Here is a 16,388-nt window from a genome sequence, read left to right as displayed (position 1 = left end):
CAGGGTTCGTGAAGTCGAGGGGGTGGTGGATCAGGAGCGGGGGAGCGCGGGGGAGCGGGGGAGCGGCGCGGCGGCCTCAGGGCGCGTGGTGGACCCAGACGTTCGGCTCGGCGTACGTCCCGTGGCCGTCCTCGGACACCCGCAGCGGGACCAGCGCGCCGGCCAGCGGGTAGTCGCCGGGCCCCGGCAGCGGATGGCCCAGTACGGCCTCCCAGCGGGCGGCCGGCTGACGGATCACCAGGGACTCGGCGGCGATGCCGAGCTGCCGGGCGCCCAGCCCCAGATGGGTGCGCAGCCACGGGTCGAAGCAGCTGCCGTCCGGGCGCCGCCAGGCCGCGTACTGCTCGATCGGGATCAGCGGGTAGCGGTGCTTGCGCGTCGGCCGGACCGGGATGACCACCCCGCGCGGGCAGCTCCCGGCGGCGGCCTCGCGCACGGCGGTCAGCAGGCGTTCGGCGTGGCCGGCCGCCCGGTGCCCGGGGGCCACCGAGACCGACAGCATGCACACCGCGTCCGGGCGCTGCGGCGGGCCCTGGTCGACGGCCTCGACCAGGACCTCGTCGGTGCCGGACGGCAGCCCCCCGGGCGTGCCGTCCCAGGCGACCGGCACCCCGTTGGCGGCCGCCACCAGCTGCCCGTCCCCGGTCACCAGGCACAGCTGGTGGCCGGGGTACTGCTCGTACATGCCGTGCCAGCGCCAGTTGCCGGGGGACTCCCAGCCCATGAACTCCGGCATGTTCGACCCGATCAGCCGGTCCACCTCGGGCAGCAGCCACGGATCCCGGGACAGGTCGGTGAGCGTGAGGGACACCGCCGGCTCAGCCGAGCAGCCGGGAGGCGGCGCTCGCCCGCATCTCCCGCGAGCGCCGCAGGTCGGCGGTGACGCAGACCCGCTTGAGCCAGCGGTCGGTGCCGTCGTAGCGCGCGGTGAACGGCAGCCGGCCGTGCACGGCGCGGTGGTTGTCGATGAACAGCACGTCGCCCTCGTCGGCGACGACCTCCCGCATCCCGGCGTCGACCACCTTGAACAGGGCGTCGTAGGCGCGCTGGGCGTCCGGGTCGTCCTCGGGCACCGAGGTGAAGTACGGGTCCAGGCGCATGTACGGGTCGAGGCGGGAGCCGTAGAGCAGCGGCCCCAGCGGACGCTCGTCGATCATCTTCTGGATGGTCGCGAACCTGGCCGCCTCCTCCTCGCTCGCGATGGTGTTGTTCTTCGGCAGGTGCGACTCGTCGGGGGCGATGTGGAAGCGCGGCTCGAAGAGGATGCCGATGTCCTCCGCCGACAGCGAGGACAGGTCCAGCTCGCCGACCGTGGTGGGCACGTGGTCGGGATTGCGCAGCGCGCCCAGGATCAGGTAGTCGCTGCGGTACGGGTGGAAGGCGTCCTCGGTGTGCCAGGTCAGCAGCTCCTTGCTGCCCATCCCGAGCTGGTCGTTCTCGTGCTGGCGGATCGGGAAGATGTCGTGGACCAGGTGGCCGTCCTGCTGGGTGGCCCAGCCGAACGGCTCGCCCAGCAGCGCCGCGTAGAGCATCAGGACCAGCTCCTCGGGGAACTCCGGTCCGGGCCGGCCGCGGCCGCGCCAGTGGTCGGGGGTGGCGCCGATCCGCTCCTGGTCGAACCGGTGGCCGCGGATCACCGCGTGGCCGTCGCGGTCGGCGAGCTGGAACTCGCGCAGGAAGTGCTGGACCCCCAGCGGCAGCCGGGCCGCGAGGCGCGGCAGGTCGCGCAGCAGGACGGGGTCCCCGAAGGAGGGGTAGGCGCGGGCCAGTTCGAGGGTCAGGTCCTCGGTGGCGGCCGCTTCGTCGGCGGAAAGGGTGTACGCGGTCGTGGTGAGGTTCGACATGCCAGCTCTCGTTACGTGGGAAGAGTGACCTGATGGGTGGAGCAGCCGCCACTGGTGCGGGCGCTGGTTCAGCTCAGCGCCCCGGCGGGGCCGCGGCGGCGGTGAGCGCCCGGCTCAGCAGCCGCGGGGTGGGGGAGGAGAAGAGGGCGCTCGCGCGCAGGGACGCGGCGGCCGGCAGAGCCGCCCGCAGCTGCGCGAGCAGGCGCAGGGCCAGCAGGGACTGCCCGCCGTGGTCGAAGAAGTTGTCGTCGGGGCCGAGGGCGGGGGCCCGCAGGACCTCGCGGAAGTGGCCGAGCACCGTGCGCAGCGGCTCCTCGGCAGGGGCGTCGCCGGACTCCTGGCCGGGCTCCCCGCCGGGTGCGGCGGGTACGCCGGGCGCCGTTCCCGCGATCGCCGTGCCCGCCGTCGCCGCCCAGCGGGCCAGCAGACGCTTGTCGACCTTGCCGTGCGGGTTCTTGGGCAGGACGGACACCTGGTGGATCACCCGGGGCACCGCCCAGTCGGGCAGGGCCGCGGCCAGCCGTGCCACCAGCGCGTCCCGGTCCGGGCCGGTCAGCCGTACGGCCTCCCCGGGCGGCGGGGCCTGACGGGGGTCGGCGGGCACGGTGAACGCCCACAGTGCCGTGCCGGTGTCCGGGTCGGGGAAGACCACCGCCTGCCCCACGTCCGCGCCCTCGCACAGGGCCCGTTCCACCCGGGCCGGCTCCAGCCGGTGGCCGCGGATCTTGATCTGGTCGTCCACCCGGCCGAGGAAGACCACCTGGCCGTCCCCGTCGATGCGGCCGAGGTCGCCGGTCACGTACACGCGGGCCGTGGGATCGGCGGCGAGCGGGTCGCGCACGAAGCGGCGCGCGGTCGCGGCGTCGTCGTCCAGGAAGCCCCGGGCGACCAGCGGGCCGCCGATGTGGATCTCCCCGGTCTCGCCGTCCGGCACCGGTGCGCCGTCCCGCCGGACGCTGATCTCCACGCCCCGCAGCGCACGGCCCAGCGGCACCTCGGTGGCCCCGTCGGGCAGCCGGCCCGTGTAGAAGGTGGAGCTGACGGTGCATTCGGTCAGTCCGTAGACATGGGCGAGGGCGGCCGGCTGGCTGCGCTGCCACCGCCGGTACGGCTCCGGGTCCATCCGCTCGCCACCGACCACGACCGTGCGCAGCCGGGGCGGGGTGAGCAGACCGGCCGCGGTCAGCCAGCGGGCGTACTCCAGCCAGTACTGGGTGGACAGTTCGACCACGGTGGTCCCGGTGTCCGCCATGAGGGTGTGCAGTTCCCCGGCGTCCAGGGCGCGGGTGTCGGCGCGGCAGACCACGGCCGCGCCGCTCGCCAGGGCCGGGAAGACCTCCTCGACGACCACGTCGAAGCCGAGCGAGGCCACTTGCAGCCAGCGGTCCCCGGCGGTCAGCTCCAGCCGCTCGGCTACCGCCGCCGCGAACCGCCCGAGCGAACCGCGTTCCACCACCGTGCCCTTGGGCTGCCCGGTGGACCCCGAGGTGAACAGCACGTAGGCGAGGTCGCCGGCACCGGCGCGGCGCGGCGCCGGGCCGGTGCCGGGCTCCGCCGTGCCGTCCGGTACGTACGCGCCGTCCGGCGCGTGCGCCCCGTCGCCGGCCCACACGGCCGCCGCGGTACGGCGTACGAGGGCCGTACGGGCCGCGGCGGGCAGCCGGTCGTCGAGCACGGTGAACCCGGCCCCGCTCCTGAGCGCCGCGAGCATGCCCAGCACCGTCCGCGCCGGGTCGCCGAAGGCCAGGCCCACGATCTGCCCCGGCCCGGCGCCGCGCCCGGCGAACGAGGCCGCCCACGCGCCGGTGAGCCGGTCCACCTCCCGGTAGCTCAGCACGCGCTCGGGGGTCACCAGGGCGGGGGCGTCGGCGTGCCGCCGTACCGAGCGCTCCCACTGCGCGAGGAAGTCGGTGTCCGGGACGTCGGGGGGAGCGGCGTCCGCGGGGCTCATCCCCGGCCCCCGCGCGCCCGCAGGAACGCGGACAGCTCCGTGAGCCCCGCGCGGAAGTCGTCCTCGCGGCCGCCGAAGCCCAGCCGCACCCCGTGCGGCACGCCGAAGGCGGTGCCCGGCACCAGCAGCGTCCGGTGCCGTGCGAGGAGTTCGCGGCAGAGGTCCTCCACCGCCGTCGGCGCCGTGCCCGGCCGCTCCAGTTCCCGGATCACCGGCAGCGCGCACACCCCGCCCTCAGGCGGCGTCCAGCGCACCAGTTCCTCGTGCTCGGCCATCCACGCCGTCAGCAGGTCCAGGTTGCGCCCGGCCTCCGCCGCCCGCAGCCCGATCAGCCGGTCGGCGGCGCGCATCGCCCGCTCGGCGATCAGCTCCACCAGCGGCGAGAGGAACAGCGTGGTGCGGTCGCGCAGCGGGAACGTGGCGCGCAGCAGCTCCGGCGGCGCCACGGCCCAGCCCACCCGCAGGCCGGGCAGTCCGAACGTCTTGGAGTACGTCCCGTAGGAGACGGTGTGCGGGTAGAGCGTCCCGGGATCCGGCAGCACCTCCCAGCGGTGCGCGATCTCGGCGGTCGCCGCGTCCCAGACCAGCACCGCCCCGGCCTCGGCGGCCCTGGACACCAGCGCCTTCAGCCCGGGGTGCGAGAGGCTGACGCCGCTCGGGTTGTGCGGGAAGTTCACGACGACCGCCGCCGTGCCCGCGGTCACCAGGGCGTCCAGCACGCCGGGGTCGATCTCCCCGTCCCGCACGGCGGCCGCCGGCAGCACCGCCACCTCGCACCCCGCCTCGCGGGGGTAGTGGCCCAGCGAGTGGTAGATGCCCTCCTGGACCACGACCCGGTCGCCCGGCCGCAGCAGGGTGGCCAGCGTGAGCGCGATCGCCTCGCTGGAGCCGTGGGTGACCAGGACCCGGCCGGCGTCCCCGGCGGCGTAGCGGTCGGCGATCGCCTGGCGGATCCCCGCCCCGCCCTGGGAGACGCTGTCGTCCATGACGACGGCGTCCAGGTCCTCGGTGCGGATCCCGCACAGGTCGCGTATCTCGGCGAAGGTGTACGGATGGACACCGCTGGAGCTGATGTCGTGCAGGCCGGGGCCGAGGTGCCGGCGGTACCACTCCTCCAGGACCGGAGGCTCTTCCCGCTGCGGACGGAGACTGCTCATGGCTGTGGACCTTCTCCCTTCTCTACCCTTGACGGGTGTCCCGCCACCACCGCTGCCCGGAGAGCGGCAGGGTGTCGATGGGGTCGTAGTAGTGGTACGAGCCGCTGTGGGCGTCCGGGTCCGCCGCCTCCAGCGGGGTCAGATAGCTCTTGCTCCAGTGGGAGATGCCCAGGTCCCGGTCGTAGGCGTCGGTCTGGTCCACCCACCGCTTGCCGGCCAGCGGCACGTCGCACACGATGCGCGGGGTGGCGAACCCGGGGAGATAGCCCATGATCTGGCGCTGGATCAACTGCGCCCGGTGCAGCGGGACCCGCCAGTGCTCGGCGTTGGGGATCATGTCGCACATGTAGAAGTAGTAGGGCGTGATGCCCCCGTGGTCGGTGAGCGCGAAGCACAGGTCCAGCAGCTCGTGCGCGCTGTCGTTGACCCCGCGCATCAGGACCCCCTGGTTGCGCACGTCGCGCAGGCCGGCCGCGAGCAGGGCGCGGGCCGCCCCGGCGACCAGCGGGGTCACCTGCTGGGCCGCGTTGGCGTGCGTGTGCAGCGCGATCTGCACCCCGCGCGCCCGGGCCAGCTCGCTGATCCGGGCGATCCCGTCCAGCACCGGCGCGGAGCTCCAGTACTGCGGCAGCCCGACGAGTGCCTTGCTGGCCAGCCGGACGTCCCGGATCGAGTCGATCTCCAGCAGGCCGGACAGGAAGCTCTCCAGCCGCGGCCAGGGCAGGTTGGCGAGGTCCCCGCCGGACACCACGACGTCGCGGATGCCGGGGGAGCCCCGCAAGTGGGCCAGGATCCGCTCGGCCCGGTCCACCGGCCTGAGCGTCAGCTTGCTCTTGGTGACCTGGGGCGTGGAATTGCCCACCAGGTCCATCCGCGTGCAGTGCCCGCAGTACTGCGGGCAGGTCGACAGCAGCTCTGCCAGCACCTTCGTCGGGTAGCGGTGGGTCAGCCCCTCCACCACCCACATGTCCTGCTCGTGCAGGGAGTCCCGGCTGGCCATCGGGTGCGAGGGCCACTCGGGGTGCCGGTCGGAGAACACCGGCAGCATGTACCGCCGTACCGGATCGTCGTGGAAGGCCTTGGTGAGCTCCCCCGGCCGGGCGCCGGCCGCGTCCGGGGCGATCGTGTTGATCATGTGCGGCGGCAGCAGCACGGACATGGTCGCCCGGTGCAGCCGGTCCCGCTCCCAGTCGGCGTAGAACTCCTCGTCCAGCAGGTCCCCGACGACCGCGCGCAGTCCCTTGGCGTCCTTGACGCAGTGCGCGCGCTGCCACTGCGGATCCGCCCACTGGGCCTCGCTCACCTCGCGCCAGCCGGGAAAACGCCGCCAGTCGGGCTCCACCGGCTCGACGCGCCGGTACTGGTACGCACCCTCCGGCGGTACTGACTCGGCCTGCCCGCGTGCTGTGTCCACCGCGTCGCCACCCATTCCCGTCCGTTTCGGCCGTTTCACCTGACGTGGACCGATCTTGCAGAGCCGCGGAGTTGTACACGAGAGGGGAAGTTGTACAAGGGCGTAGACCTGATGCGCCCCGTACAACCCGGCGCCGTCCGGAACAGAACCGGAACGGAATCGGAACGGCGGGGTGGCGCACGGGCGAGCGGACGCCCGGGCTCCCGTGCGGCCGGTGGAAATCGGACGACAGTTCCGTTGTGTGGCTCGAATGCCCGGATGCTCACTTGATCGATATGTCACCGACATGTACCAATGCCCTAAGTGGCCCCTGTCGGAGGTTGTACGCCGACCACGTCAGTCTCCGAAGGGTTGTCCCGCTGCGACCGGATACGGCCCGCCGTCGTTGTACGGGCCCGCCGAGCGCGCACTCCTACCGAGAAGATCGACTTCCCAGGGGGGAACATGCCCAGGCCAGAGCGGTTACTCGACCCCACGGCAGGACCGCTGGAGGAATTCGCGCACGGCTTGCGCACCCTCCGACGTCAAGCCGGCAACCCCTCCTACCGCACCATGTCGAAACGCGCCCACTACTCGGTCGCCACCCTCTCCGAGGCCGCGCGCGGGCTGCACAAGCCCTCACTGAAAGTCACCCTGGCGTACGTCGCCGCCTGCGACGGCGACACCACCACCTGGTCGCGCCACTGGTACCGGCTGAGCAAGGAACTGGAAGCCCTCGGCACCGTGTCCGACCACCCAAGACGCCCCGGCCGGGTGCCGGCGCAGCCCGCCCCCGGGCAGCTGCGCCCCACCCGGCCCGCCGAGCTCGCGGTCCCGGTCTCCCGGGCCCCGCGCGTACCCCGTGCCCCGGCCGCCGAGGGCCCGCTGTCCGCCCGCGAACGCGAGGAACTGCACCGGCTGCGCCACGAGGTGGAGGAACTGCGGCGCGCCAACGAGGTCCTGAAGGCCGCGTCCGCCATCTTCGCGGCGGATCTCCGCACAACGTCCCCGGTCGTGTACAACTCCGCCGATCGACAAGATCGGTCGGCATAGCCGGACCAACCGGGCCGGGCCGGGCCGCGGCCACCCCGCCGCCGCCCGGCCGGCCCGGACCGGAGAATCCCGACCGACCTTTGGGGACTTGACCATGCGTGTGCTCGGAGTCAACGGCTGGCCCGGTGCCAGCCACGATGGTGCCGCCTGCCTCGTCATCGACGGCGAGGTGATCGCCATGGCGGAGGAGGAACGCTTCACCCGCAACAAGCACGCCTACGGTGAGGCCCCCCTGAACGCGGCGGCCCACTGCCTCGCCGAAGCCGGCCTCACCCTCGGCGACATCGACGTCGTCGCCCACGGCTGGGACCTCCCCACTCTCTTCCGCGACCGCGGCCTCGACTGGTTCGCCAGCGACGCGGACGCCCTGGAACACCTGCTGCCCAAGGCCCTGTTCCCGCGGACCCGGGACCCGCGCCTGACCTTCGTGAACCACCACCTCGCCCACGCGGCCAGCGCCTACCACCTCTCCGGACGCGACCGCGGCGCCATCCTGGTCCTCGACGGCCAGGGCGAGAACGAGAGCACCACCCTCGCCGTCGGCATCGACGGCGAGATCAAGACGCTCCGCGCCCACACCCCCGGCTGGTCGCTCGGCTACTTCTACGCCGCCGTCTGCGCGTACGCCGGCCTCGGCGCCGACGCCGCCGGCAAGATGATGGGCCTGGCGTCCTACGGCCGCCCCCAGGACCTCACCTTCGGCGGCGCGTTCGCCTTCGCCGACGAGGACTTCACCATCGGCGTCGTCCCGCCGGACCTGCGCTCCACCGGCTCCACCGACGAGGAGACCGCCACCATCCGGCACTGGCTGGAGCACCTGGAGAAGACCCTCCCGCAGGCCCCGAACCGCTCCGCCCGCCGCTTCGATCCCCGCCTGGGCCGCTTCACCAAGGTCACCGACCACGACCCCTTCGAGTACCGCGACATCGCCGCCACCGCCCAGGCCGCCCTGGAACGGGCCGTCATCGCCCTGGTGCGCGGCCTGCTGCGGGAGGCCGGCGAGACCACCCTGATGATCGCCGGCGGGGTCGGCTTCAACGCCACCCTCAACGGCAAGCTGATGCGCCTGCCCGAGGTAGGGGACCTGTTCGTCCAGCCGCTCGCCGGCGACCAGGGCGTCTCCCTCGGCGCGGCCGTCTGGGTGGCCGCCCAGGAGGGCGACCGGATCCGCCCGATGGACGGCTCGGTCGCCTGGGGCCCGCAGTGGTCCCCCGGCGCGATACGGCAGGTCCTGGACGCCTCCGGCACCGCCTACACCGAGCACGAGGACATCGCCGCCGCCACCGCCGGCGCCCTCGCCGGTGGCGGAGTCGTCGGCTGGTTCCAGGGCCGCGCCGAAGGCGGTCCGCGCGCCCTCGGGCACCGCAGCATGCTGGCCGTGCCCTCGCCCGAGAGCACCCGCGACCGGGTCAACGTCCGCATCAAGGACCGGGAGGCCTGGCGGCCGTTCGCCCCCAGCATGCAGGAAGAGGCGGCCCCCGCCCTGATCGGCACGGACACCCCGCTCCCGTACATGATCGTCACCACCCCGGTGACCGAGGCCGGCGCCGCCGCCATGCCCGCCGTCGTGCACAGCGACCGCACCACCCGCCCGCAGACCGTCTCACGGGCCGTCGACCCGCTCTACCACCGGCTGATCGGGGAGGTCGGCCGGCACACCGGCACCGCCGTGGTCCTCAACACCTCCTTCAACGGCCGGGACGAACCGGTCGTGTGCAGCCCGCGCGACGCCCTCGCCACCTTCCACCGGCTGCCGATGGACGCCCTCGCGCTCGGCCCCTTCCTGGTCCGCCGCCCCGACGGCGCGCTCGGCGGGGCGGACGCGTGACCGCCCCCGCCGAAGTCCCCGCCGCCGTCCCCGCCGCGGACCCGGCCGGGACCCCCACCGCGGCGTCCGCTCCGGAACCGGCCGACGGCACGACGGCGCCGGTCGCCGCCGCCGACGTACGGGCGCAGCTCGCCGGATGGCTGGCCGAGGCCGCCCTCGAACCGGACGCCGACCTCGCCGCGCCCCTGCGCGACCTCGGCGTGGACTCCCTCGACCTGATCCGCGCCGCCCGCCGGATCGAGGCCGCCTTCGGCGTCCGGGTCCAGCTGCGCGAGCTGTTCGCGGAAGACCTCGCCCTCGACGGGCTCGCCGCGCTGGTCGCCGACCGGGCCGCCCGGCGGCGGACCACCGGCGGCGCCGCACCCGGCGCCGCCCACGCCCCCGTCCTGCTCACCCCCTCCCAGGAACAGGCCTGGGAGGAGCAGACCGGTGGCCGCGCCCACTGGAACCAGGCGCTGCTGTTCACCACCCGACCCGGCCTGGACCCCGCGGTGTTCGCCGAGACCGTCCGGCACCTGGTCGCCGGACACGCCTCGCTGCGCCTGGCCTTCGAGGCCCCGCCCGCGCGCCGGCCCCGCCAGCGCGCCGAGGCGCTCGCCCCGGACGGCCCGCCCGGCGGACTCCTGGACGCGGTCCTCGACGTGGTGGACGTCCGCGAGCTCGACGGCGCCGAGCTCGCGGCGGCGATCACCCTGCGGTGCGCGGTGGAGCAGCGTTCACTCGACCCGCAGGCCGGCCGGGTGGTCCGCTTCGTCCGCTTCGACGCCGGCCCGGCCCGCCCGGGCCGGCTGCTGATCGCCGTCCACCAGCTCGCGTTCGACATGGTGTCCTGGTCGATCCTGCTCGCCGACCTGGAACGGCTGTACGCGGACCTCGCCGCCGGCCGGCCCGGCGCCGGGTGCGCCGAGGGCACCTCCTACCCCGAGTGGGCGCAGGCCCTCGCCGCGTACGCCCGTACCCCCGCGGCCGAGGCGGAGGCCGAGTGGTGGACCGAGGTGGCCCGCACCCCGGCGTCGGTCCCGCTCGACCACGCGCCCGAGGACCCCCGGGCGGCGAACACCGCGGCCACGGCCGCCACCCATACCGAGGAATTCCCCCCGGAGTTCACCGAGCGCCTCACCGCGGCCTCGCGCACCCACCGCTGCCATCCCGGCGAACTCCTGCTGCACGCCCTGGGCGAGACGCTCGGCGAGGTGCTCGGCGGGGCGTCCGGCGGCGGCGCGGCGCCGGACGCGGTCCGGGTGGACGTGCTGCGCCACGGCCGCGAGGAGACCGTCGGCGACACCGATCTGGCCCGTACCACCGGCTGGTTCACCACCACCGTCCCGGTCCGGGTGGACCTGGCCGCCGGTGATCCGCCGGCCGCACGCCTGGCCCGGACCGTCGGCCACCTCGCCGCCCTGCCCGGCGGAGGAGTGGGGTACGGGGCGCTGCGCCAGCACGGCCGGCCGCGGCTCGCGGCCGCCCTGCGCGGGGCCCCGCCCAGCGACGTCTCCTTCGACTTCGAGGGCGACGACGCCGACGAACTCCCCCTCGGCGGACTGCTCATGGACATCGCCGACGAGCCCGTCGGCGACATCACCGGGCCGGACTGGGTGCGCCCGCACCTGATCGAGGTGATCGCCACCACCCACGACGACGTGCTGCGCGTCGAGTGGTGGTACTCGACCGCGCTGCACGATCCCGCCACCGTACGGCGGCTCGCCGCCCGCCACCGCGCCGCGGTCCTCGCCCTCGCCACCACCCCCGCCGGCCCCTCCGCGCCGGCCGGGTCCGCGGCCGTCGGCTGAGCACCGCCGGCGGACACCGTCGCGCGCAGCGGCGCGCGCGGCGTCCGCCCGTGACATCCCGTCCGCACCCTCCGCGCCAGACCCCGGGACACCCCTTCCATGACCCTGCCCAATGTGCTCGACCCCTTCTTCGCCATCGCCCGCTCGGACCCCGACCGCCCCGCGATCCTCGACAACGGAGTCACCGTCGGCTACGGCCAACTGGCCCGCTGGGCGGGCGCGGTGGCCGATCTGGTGGCCACCCGCCGGCCCGGCCCGCACCCGCCCGTCGGCATCGTCACCCACCACAGCGCCCGCGACGTCGCCGCCCTCCTCGGCGTGCTCGCCGCCGGCCGCGCGTACGTGCCCGTCCCCGGCGACGCCGCCGCCCATACGGACCAGTCCCTCCGGGCCCTGGGCTGCCGCGAGGCGGTCACCACCGCCGAGACCGGCCGGCTGCCGGACGTGGACCGGCTGCTGCGCCCCAACTGGGGCACCCGCGGCACCTCCCGGGCGCCGCTGCGCGAGACCGGCGAGCCGGTGCGCGCCGAGGACCCGGCGTACGTCCTGTTCACCTCGGGCTCCACCGGCGCGCCCAAGGCGGCCGCCGTACCGCACGGCGCCCTGCACGCCGTGGTCCCCGAACTGCGCGCCCGCTACGGCGTCGGCCCCGACACCGTGGCGCTGGCCTTCCACCGCGCCGACGGCGACACCAGCCTGGAGGAGATCCTGCCCACCCTCTGCGCGGGCGGCCTCCTGGTCATCGACGAGGACGCCGAATCGTCCCTCGGCCGGCTGCTGCACGAGGCCGGGATCACCCTCGTCAACCTGCCCGTCGACTACTGGCACGTCTTCACCGGCCACCTCCTGGAGTACGGGCTGGAGCTCCCCGCCGGCCTCGACACGGTCGTCATCGGCGGCGAGGCCGTCCGGCCCGACATGCTGGAGCGCTGGCACCGGCTCGGCGCCGACGGCGTACGGCTGCTCAACACGTACGGCTCCACCGAGACCGCGCTGGTCACCCACACCGCCGAACTCGCGGGCCCGGCCGCGCGAGGCCCGTTCCCCGAGGGCGTGCCCATCGGACGCCCGCTCCCCTCCGTACGGCAGGCCGTCGTCCCCCGCGAGGACGCGGCCCCCGGCCCCGGCCACCCCGGCGAGCTGTACGTGGCGGGACCCCAGCTCGCCCTCGGCTACCTCGACGATCCCGAGCGGACGGCCGCCCGGTTCGTCGAGGCCGACCTCGACGGCTCCGGCAGCCGTACCCGCTGGTACCGCACCGGCGACCTCGTCCACGAGGCCGCCGACGGCAGTCTGGTCTTCCACGGGCGCGTCGACCACCAGGTCAAGATCCGCGGGCACCGGGTGGACCTGCTCGACGTCGAGCACCAGCTCGGCGGCCGGCCCGGCGTGCACGCGGTCGCCGCGGCCCCGCACACCAAGGGCGAGCACACCGCCCTGGTCGCCTTCGTGGTCCTGGCGCCGGACGCACCCCAGGACGGACCGGCGCTGCGCGAGGAACTCCGCGCCGCGTTGCCGGCGTTCATGGTCCCCGACCGGATCGTCGTGGTGCCCGAGCTCGTGCACACCCGCACCGGGAAGGTCGACCGCGCCGCCACCCGCGACCGCCATCTCTGACCGCCGCCTCTGACCGTCATCCCTGACCGTCCGACCCGCCCCACGCCTGCCTGGAGTCCTGGAGCCCCGCCTGTGGCCAACAGACTGTTCGACGCCTCGGTGTCCCCCGCGGCCCTGCCGGAAGCCGACGCCCGGGGGCCCTGGGCCTACCTGTGGTGGCTGGTGCGCGTGCGGCCCTGGCCGCTGGTGCTCAGCGCCGTCCTCGGCATGGCCTGGATGGTGCCGCTGGCCCTGCTGCCCCTGGTCATCGGCCGGGCCATCGACGAGGCCGGCCGGGCCGACGACCCGGCCGCCCTGTACGTGTGGTCGCTGCTGGCCCTCGGCCTCGGCATCGTCCAGGCCGTGGCCGGCGCCGGCCTGATCCAGGCCGCCGTCGGCGCCGAGGCGCACGCCGTGTCGTACACCCACCGGGTGCTGATGCGGCAGGTGACGCGCCTCGGCGGCACGCTGCGCGCCAAGGCCCGCGCCGGCGACGTGGCCGCCTCGGCCGCCGCCGACGTCGAGAGCATCGGCAACTCCTTCGAGGTCGTGGGCCGTTCCATCGGTGCGGTGGTCGCCGCCGTCCTCGTCGCCGTCGCGCTCACCGTCACCTCGCCCGTCCTCGGCCTCGCGGTGCTCATCGGCGTACCGGCCGCCGTCCTCGGCATCGGACCGCTGCTGCGCCCCCTCCAGGAGCGCGACGAGGAGCAGCGCGAACACATGGGCATCGCCACCTCGCAGGCCGGGGACATCGTCGCGGGCCTGCGCATCCTGCGCGGCATCGGCGGTGAGGAGCGCTTCGCGGCGCGTTTCCGTGCCACCAGTCAGCAGGTCCGCCGGGCCGGAGAGTCGGCCGGCCGGATGGAGGCGTGGCTGCAGGCCGCCGGGGTGTTCCTGCCCGGCCTGGTCACCGTCGGCATCGCCTGGCTCGGCGCCCGCCTGGCCCTGAACGGCACCATCACCCCCGGCGAACTCGTCGCCTTCTACGGCGCGTCCGCCTTCCTCACGCTCCCCGTGAGCACCGCCACCGAGGCCGCCGAGACCCTCAGCCTCGCCAGGGTCGCGGCCGGCCGGGTCTGCGTCCTGCTGCGCATCACCCCGGTGCCCGGGCAGCCCGCCGACCCCGCCCCGCTGCCCGCCGGCCCGCTCACCCTGACCGACGCGGCCACCGGGATCACCGCCGAGGCCGGGCGGCTCACCGTGGTCGCCGCCCCCGCCGAGCGGGCCGGCGCCCTCGCCGACCGGCTCACCCGGTACGGCGAGCGGCCCGACCCCTCGGCCGTCCTGCTCGGCGGGATCCCGCTGGACCGCGTCGACCTCGCCGAACTGCGCGGCCGGGTACTGCGCTCGGGCCCCGCCGACACCCTGTTCAGCGGCACCGTGCGGGAGGAGCTCACCGCGGGTCTCGCCCGTCCCCGCGGCGCGCTCGCCGACGCGCTCTTCGCGGCCGACGCCACCGACGTGGTGGAGGGCCTGCCCGACGGCCTGGACGCGTACCTGGGCGAGGGCGGCCGGGCACTGTCCGGCGGCCAGCGCCAGCGTCTGGTGCTCGCCCGCGCCCTGCTCGCCGCCCCCGACGTCCTGGTCCTGGAGGACCCCACGGCCTCGGTGGACGCCCAGACCGAGGCCCGGGTGGCCGAGCGGGTGGCCGCCCTGCGCGCCGGCCGCACCACCGTGGTCCTCAGCGACAGCCCGCTGTGGATGGGCGTCGCCGACCGCGTCCACCGTCTCGACGCCGACGGCCGACCCGCCCGCGCCGAAGGAGCAGCCCGCACATGAAGCCCCCCACCACCACCGGCACCGACGCCACCGGTCACCCGGCCGCGCGGCGCGGCGGCGCACCCGGCCCGGACCCCGACCCGGCCCCCGGCGAGGGCACGGCGGGGACCGCACCCGGCCCGGCGGACGGCGCACCGGACGGCCCGGCCCACGGCCGGGGCCGGCTGCCCCTGGCCGGACGGGCCGACGTACGCCGCTGGATCCGTGCCTTCGTCCGCGGCAACGCCGGCCGGCTGGCCCTCACCCTGGTCCTCTTCGGCATCGCGCTCGTCGCGGGCCTGACCGGCCCCCGGCTGCTCGGCCACCTCGTCGAGTCGGTCAAGGACGGCACCACCACCGCCCGCGTCGACCTCCTCGCCCTCGCCTTCGTCGCCACCCTCGTCGTGCACGCCCTGCTGGCGCGCGCCGCCAAGGTCCAGGCCACCCTGCTCGGCGAACGCGTCCTGGCCGGCACCCGCGAGACGTTCGTCCGCCGGATCCTCGGCCTGCCGCTGTCCGAGGTGGAGAGCGTCGGCACCGGCGACCTGCTCAGCCGCGCCACCACCGACGCCGACCGGCTGGGGGAGAGCATCCGGCAGGCCGTCCCCCGTATCGCGCTGGCCGCCGTCACCCTGGTCTTCACGGTCGGCGCCATCCTGCTCACCTCGCCCGTCCTGGCCCTGGGCCTGCTCGCCGGCGTCCCCTTCGCGGCGCTGTCCACCCGGTGGTACCGGCCCCGCGCCACCCGCGCATACGAGCGGCTCCTGGCCCAGGAGGCCGACGTCCTGGCGGTCACCCACGAGACCACCCGCGGCTGCTCCACCGTGGAGGCCCTGGGCCTGGGGCCACGCCAGCGGCTGCGGCACGGCCGGGCCGTCGACGAGGTCGTGCGCACCCGGCAGCACACCACCTGGCTCCAGACCATCTGGTTCCCGAGCCTGGACCTGGCCACGATGGTCCCGATGGCGCTGACCCTGCTCATCGGCGGACTCGCCTACCAGCGCGGCGAGGTCGGGCTCGGTGAACTCACCGCCGTGGTGCTCTACGTCCAGGCCCTCGGCGAACCCCTCAACGACCTGCTCACCTGGACCGACGAACTGCAGATCGGCAACGCGGCGCTGCGCCGGATCCTGGGCGCCGAGCGGCTGCCGCGCGAAGAACCCCGGCCCGCCGCGGCCCTGAACGGCCACGGGATCCGCCTCGAAGGCGTCGGCTTCGGCTACGGACCCGTGGGCGGGGCGGACCACGACACCGGGCCCGAGCGGGAGGTGCTCAGCGGCATCGACCTCGAACTCGCCCCGGGCGAACGGCTCGCCGTGGTCGGCGCGTCCGGCGCGGGCAAGTCCACGCTGGGCAAACTGCTGGCCGGCGTGCACCACCCCACGCGCGGCACCGTCCGTATCGGCGGAGCCGACCTCACCTCGCTCCCGGTCGGCCAACTGCGCCGCGAGATCGTCCTGGTCACCCAGGAACAGCACGTCTTCACCGGAACCGTGCGCGACAACCTCACCCTCGCCGGCGACGACGACTGGGCGGACCGGGAACTGTGGGAGGCGCTGGAGACCGTACGCCTGGCCGACTGGGCGCGGTCGCTGCCCGACGGCCTCGACAGCGAGATCGGCTCCGGCGCCGCCCCCGTCTCGCCGTCCGCCGCCCAGCAACTCGCCCTCGCCCGGCTGCTGCTGTCCGACCCGCACACCCTGGTGCTGGACGAGGCCACCGCACTGCTGGACTCCTCCGCCTCCCGGCAGGTCGAACGCTCCCTGGCCGCGCTGATCGAGGGACGCACCGTCGTCTCGATCGTCCACCGGCTGGACTCCGTACGGGAGGCCGACCGGATCGCGGTGATGGACCGCGGCCGGATCGTGGAACTGGGCAGCCACGACGAACTCCTCGCGGCCGGCGGGGCGTACGCCGCCCTGTGGCACTCCTGGAGCTCGGTGCGCGGCTGACGGGGGCGCTCGGGCGGGCCCCCGCACCCCTCTGTCCGCGCGGACCTCTACGCTGGAGCCCGTCCT

11 protein-coding genes are annotated in these 16,388 nt (G+C 75.2%); 6 read left to right on the top strand and 5 right to left on the bottom strand.

Annotation, left to right across the window (positions count from 1 at the left end; all coding sequences use genetic code 11):
* Positions 1-76: 76 nt before the first annotated feature.
* The 5 genes from ACZ6KO_RS19260 to ACZ6KO_RS19240 form a co-directional block, all read right to left on the bottom strand.
* Positions 77-811, bottom strand: a complete 735-nt coding sequence (locus ACZ6KO_RS19260; protein ID WP_469305183.1) for a hypothetical protein — start codon at positions 809-811, stop codon at positions 77-79.
* Between the two features lie 7 nt (positions 812-818).
* Entirely contained in the window at positions 819-1,844 is a 1,026-nt protein-coding gene (vioC, locus tag ACZ6KO_RS19255; RefSeq protein WP_469305182.1) for an arginine beta-hydroxylase, Fe(II)/alpha-ketoglutarate-dependent, read from the bottom strand.
* Positions 1,845-1,917: 73 nt separating this feature from the next.
* A complete protein-coding gene (locus ACZ6KO_RS19250; protein ID WP_469305181.1) occupies positions 1,918-3,795 on the bottom strand; it encodes an amino acid adenylation domain-containing protein in 1,878 nt (625 codons plus the stop codon).
* Positions 3,792-4,952, bottom strand: a complete 1,161-nt coding sequence (vioD, locus tag ACZ6KO_RS19245) for a capreomycidine synthase (RefSeq protein ID WP_469305180.1) — start codon at positions 4,950-4,952, stop codon at positions 3,792-3,794. The genes ACZ6KO_RS19250 and vioD overlap by 4 nt, the downstream gene beginning before the upstream one ends.
* 22 nt (positions 4,953-4,974) lie before the next feature.
* Positions 4,975-6,366, bottom strand: a complete 1,392-nt coding sequence (locus tag ACZ6KO_RS19240; protein WP_469305179.1) for a KamA family radical SAM protein — start codon at positions 6,364-6,366, stop codon at positions 4,975-4,977.
* Positions 6,367-6,873: 507 nt separating this feature from the next.
* Between ACZ6KO_RS19240 and ACZ6KO_RS19235 the strand changes: the two genes are divergently transcribed.
* The 6 genes from ACZ6KO_RS19235 (at position 6,874) to ACZ6KO_RS19210 (ending at position 16,322) form a co-directional block, all read left to right on the top strand.
* On the top strand, positions 6,874-7,398 hold the full coding sequence (locus ACZ6KO_RS19235; RefSeq protein WP_469305178.1) for an XRE family transcriptional regulator: 525 nt from the start codon (positions 6,874-6,876) through the stop codon (positions 7,396-7,398).
* 94 nt (positions 7,399-7,492) lie between these two features.
* A complete protein-coding gene (locus tag ACZ6KO_RS19230; RefSeq protein WP_469305177.1) occupies positions 7,493-9,226 on the top strand; it encodes a carbamoyltransferase family protein in 1,734 nt (577 codons plus the stop codon).
* Positions 9,223-11,016: a condensation domain-containing protein gene (locus ACZ6KO_RS19225; protein ID WP_469305176.1), complete on the top strand. Its 1,794-nt coding sequence runs from the start codon at positions 9,223-9,225 to the stop codon at positions 11,014-11,016. The genes ACZ6KO_RS19230 and ACZ6KO_RS19225 overlap by 4 nt, the downstream gene beginning before the upstream one ends.
* 99 nt (positions 11,017-11,115) lie before the next feature.
* The gene (locus tag ACZ6KO_RS19220; protein ID WP_469305175.1) at positions 11,116-12,633 is read left to right on the top strand and encodes an AMP-binding protein; all 1,518 of its coding nucleotides are present in this window, start codon (positions 11,116-11,118) and stop codon (positions 12,631-12,633) included.
* 72 nt (positions 12,634-12,705) lie between these two features.
* Positions 12,706-14,391, top strand: a complete 1,686-nt coding sequence (locus tag ACZ6KO_RS19215) for an ABC transporter transmembrane domain-containing protein (protein ID WP_469305174.1) — start codon at positions 12,706-12,708, stop codon at positions 14,389-14,391.
* On the top strand, positions 14,388-16,322 hold the full coding sequence (locus ACZ6KO_RS19210) for an ABC transporter ATP-binding protein (RefSeq protein ID WP_469305173.1): 1,935 nt from the start codon (positions 14,388-14,390) through the stop codon (positions 16,320-16,322). The genes ACZ6KO_RS19215 and ACZ6KO_RS19210 overlap by 4 nt, the downstream gene beginning before the upstream one ends.
* The last annotated feature ends 66 nt before the right edge of the window (positions 16,323-16,388 follow it).

Source organism: Streptomyces sp. NPDC042102 (assembly GCF_055582305.1).
This window is presented reverse-complemented; position numbering and strand designations above follow the sequence as displayed.

Excerpts from the sequence above, each read along its gene's own strand:
- ACZ6KO_RS19250 (WP_469305181.1), bottom strand. The coding sequence starts at position 3,795 with ATGAGCCCCGCGGACGCCGCTCCCCCCGACGTCCCGGACACCGACTTC.
- vioC (WP_469305182.1), bottom strand. The coding sequence starts at position 1,844 with ATGTCGAACCTCACCACGACCGCGTACACCCTTTCCGCCGACGAAGCG.
- ACZ6KO_RS19230 (WP_469305177.1), top strand. The coding sequence starts at position 7,493 with ATGCGTGTGCTCGGAGTCAACGGCTGGCCCGGTGCCAGCCACGATGGT.
- ACZ6KO_RS19220 (WP_469305175.1), top strand. The coding sequence starts at position 11,116 with ATGACCCTGCCCAATGTGCTCGACCCCTTCTTCGCCATCGCCCGCTCG.
- ACZ6KO_RS19210 (WP_469305173.1), top strand. The coding sequence starts at position 14,388 with ATGAAGCCCCCCACCACCACCGGCACCGACGCCACCGGTCACCCGGCC.
- vioD (WP_469305180.1), bottom strand. The coding sequence starts at position 4,952 with ATGAGCAGTCTCCGTCCGCAGCGGGAAGAGCCTCCGGTCCTGGAGGAG.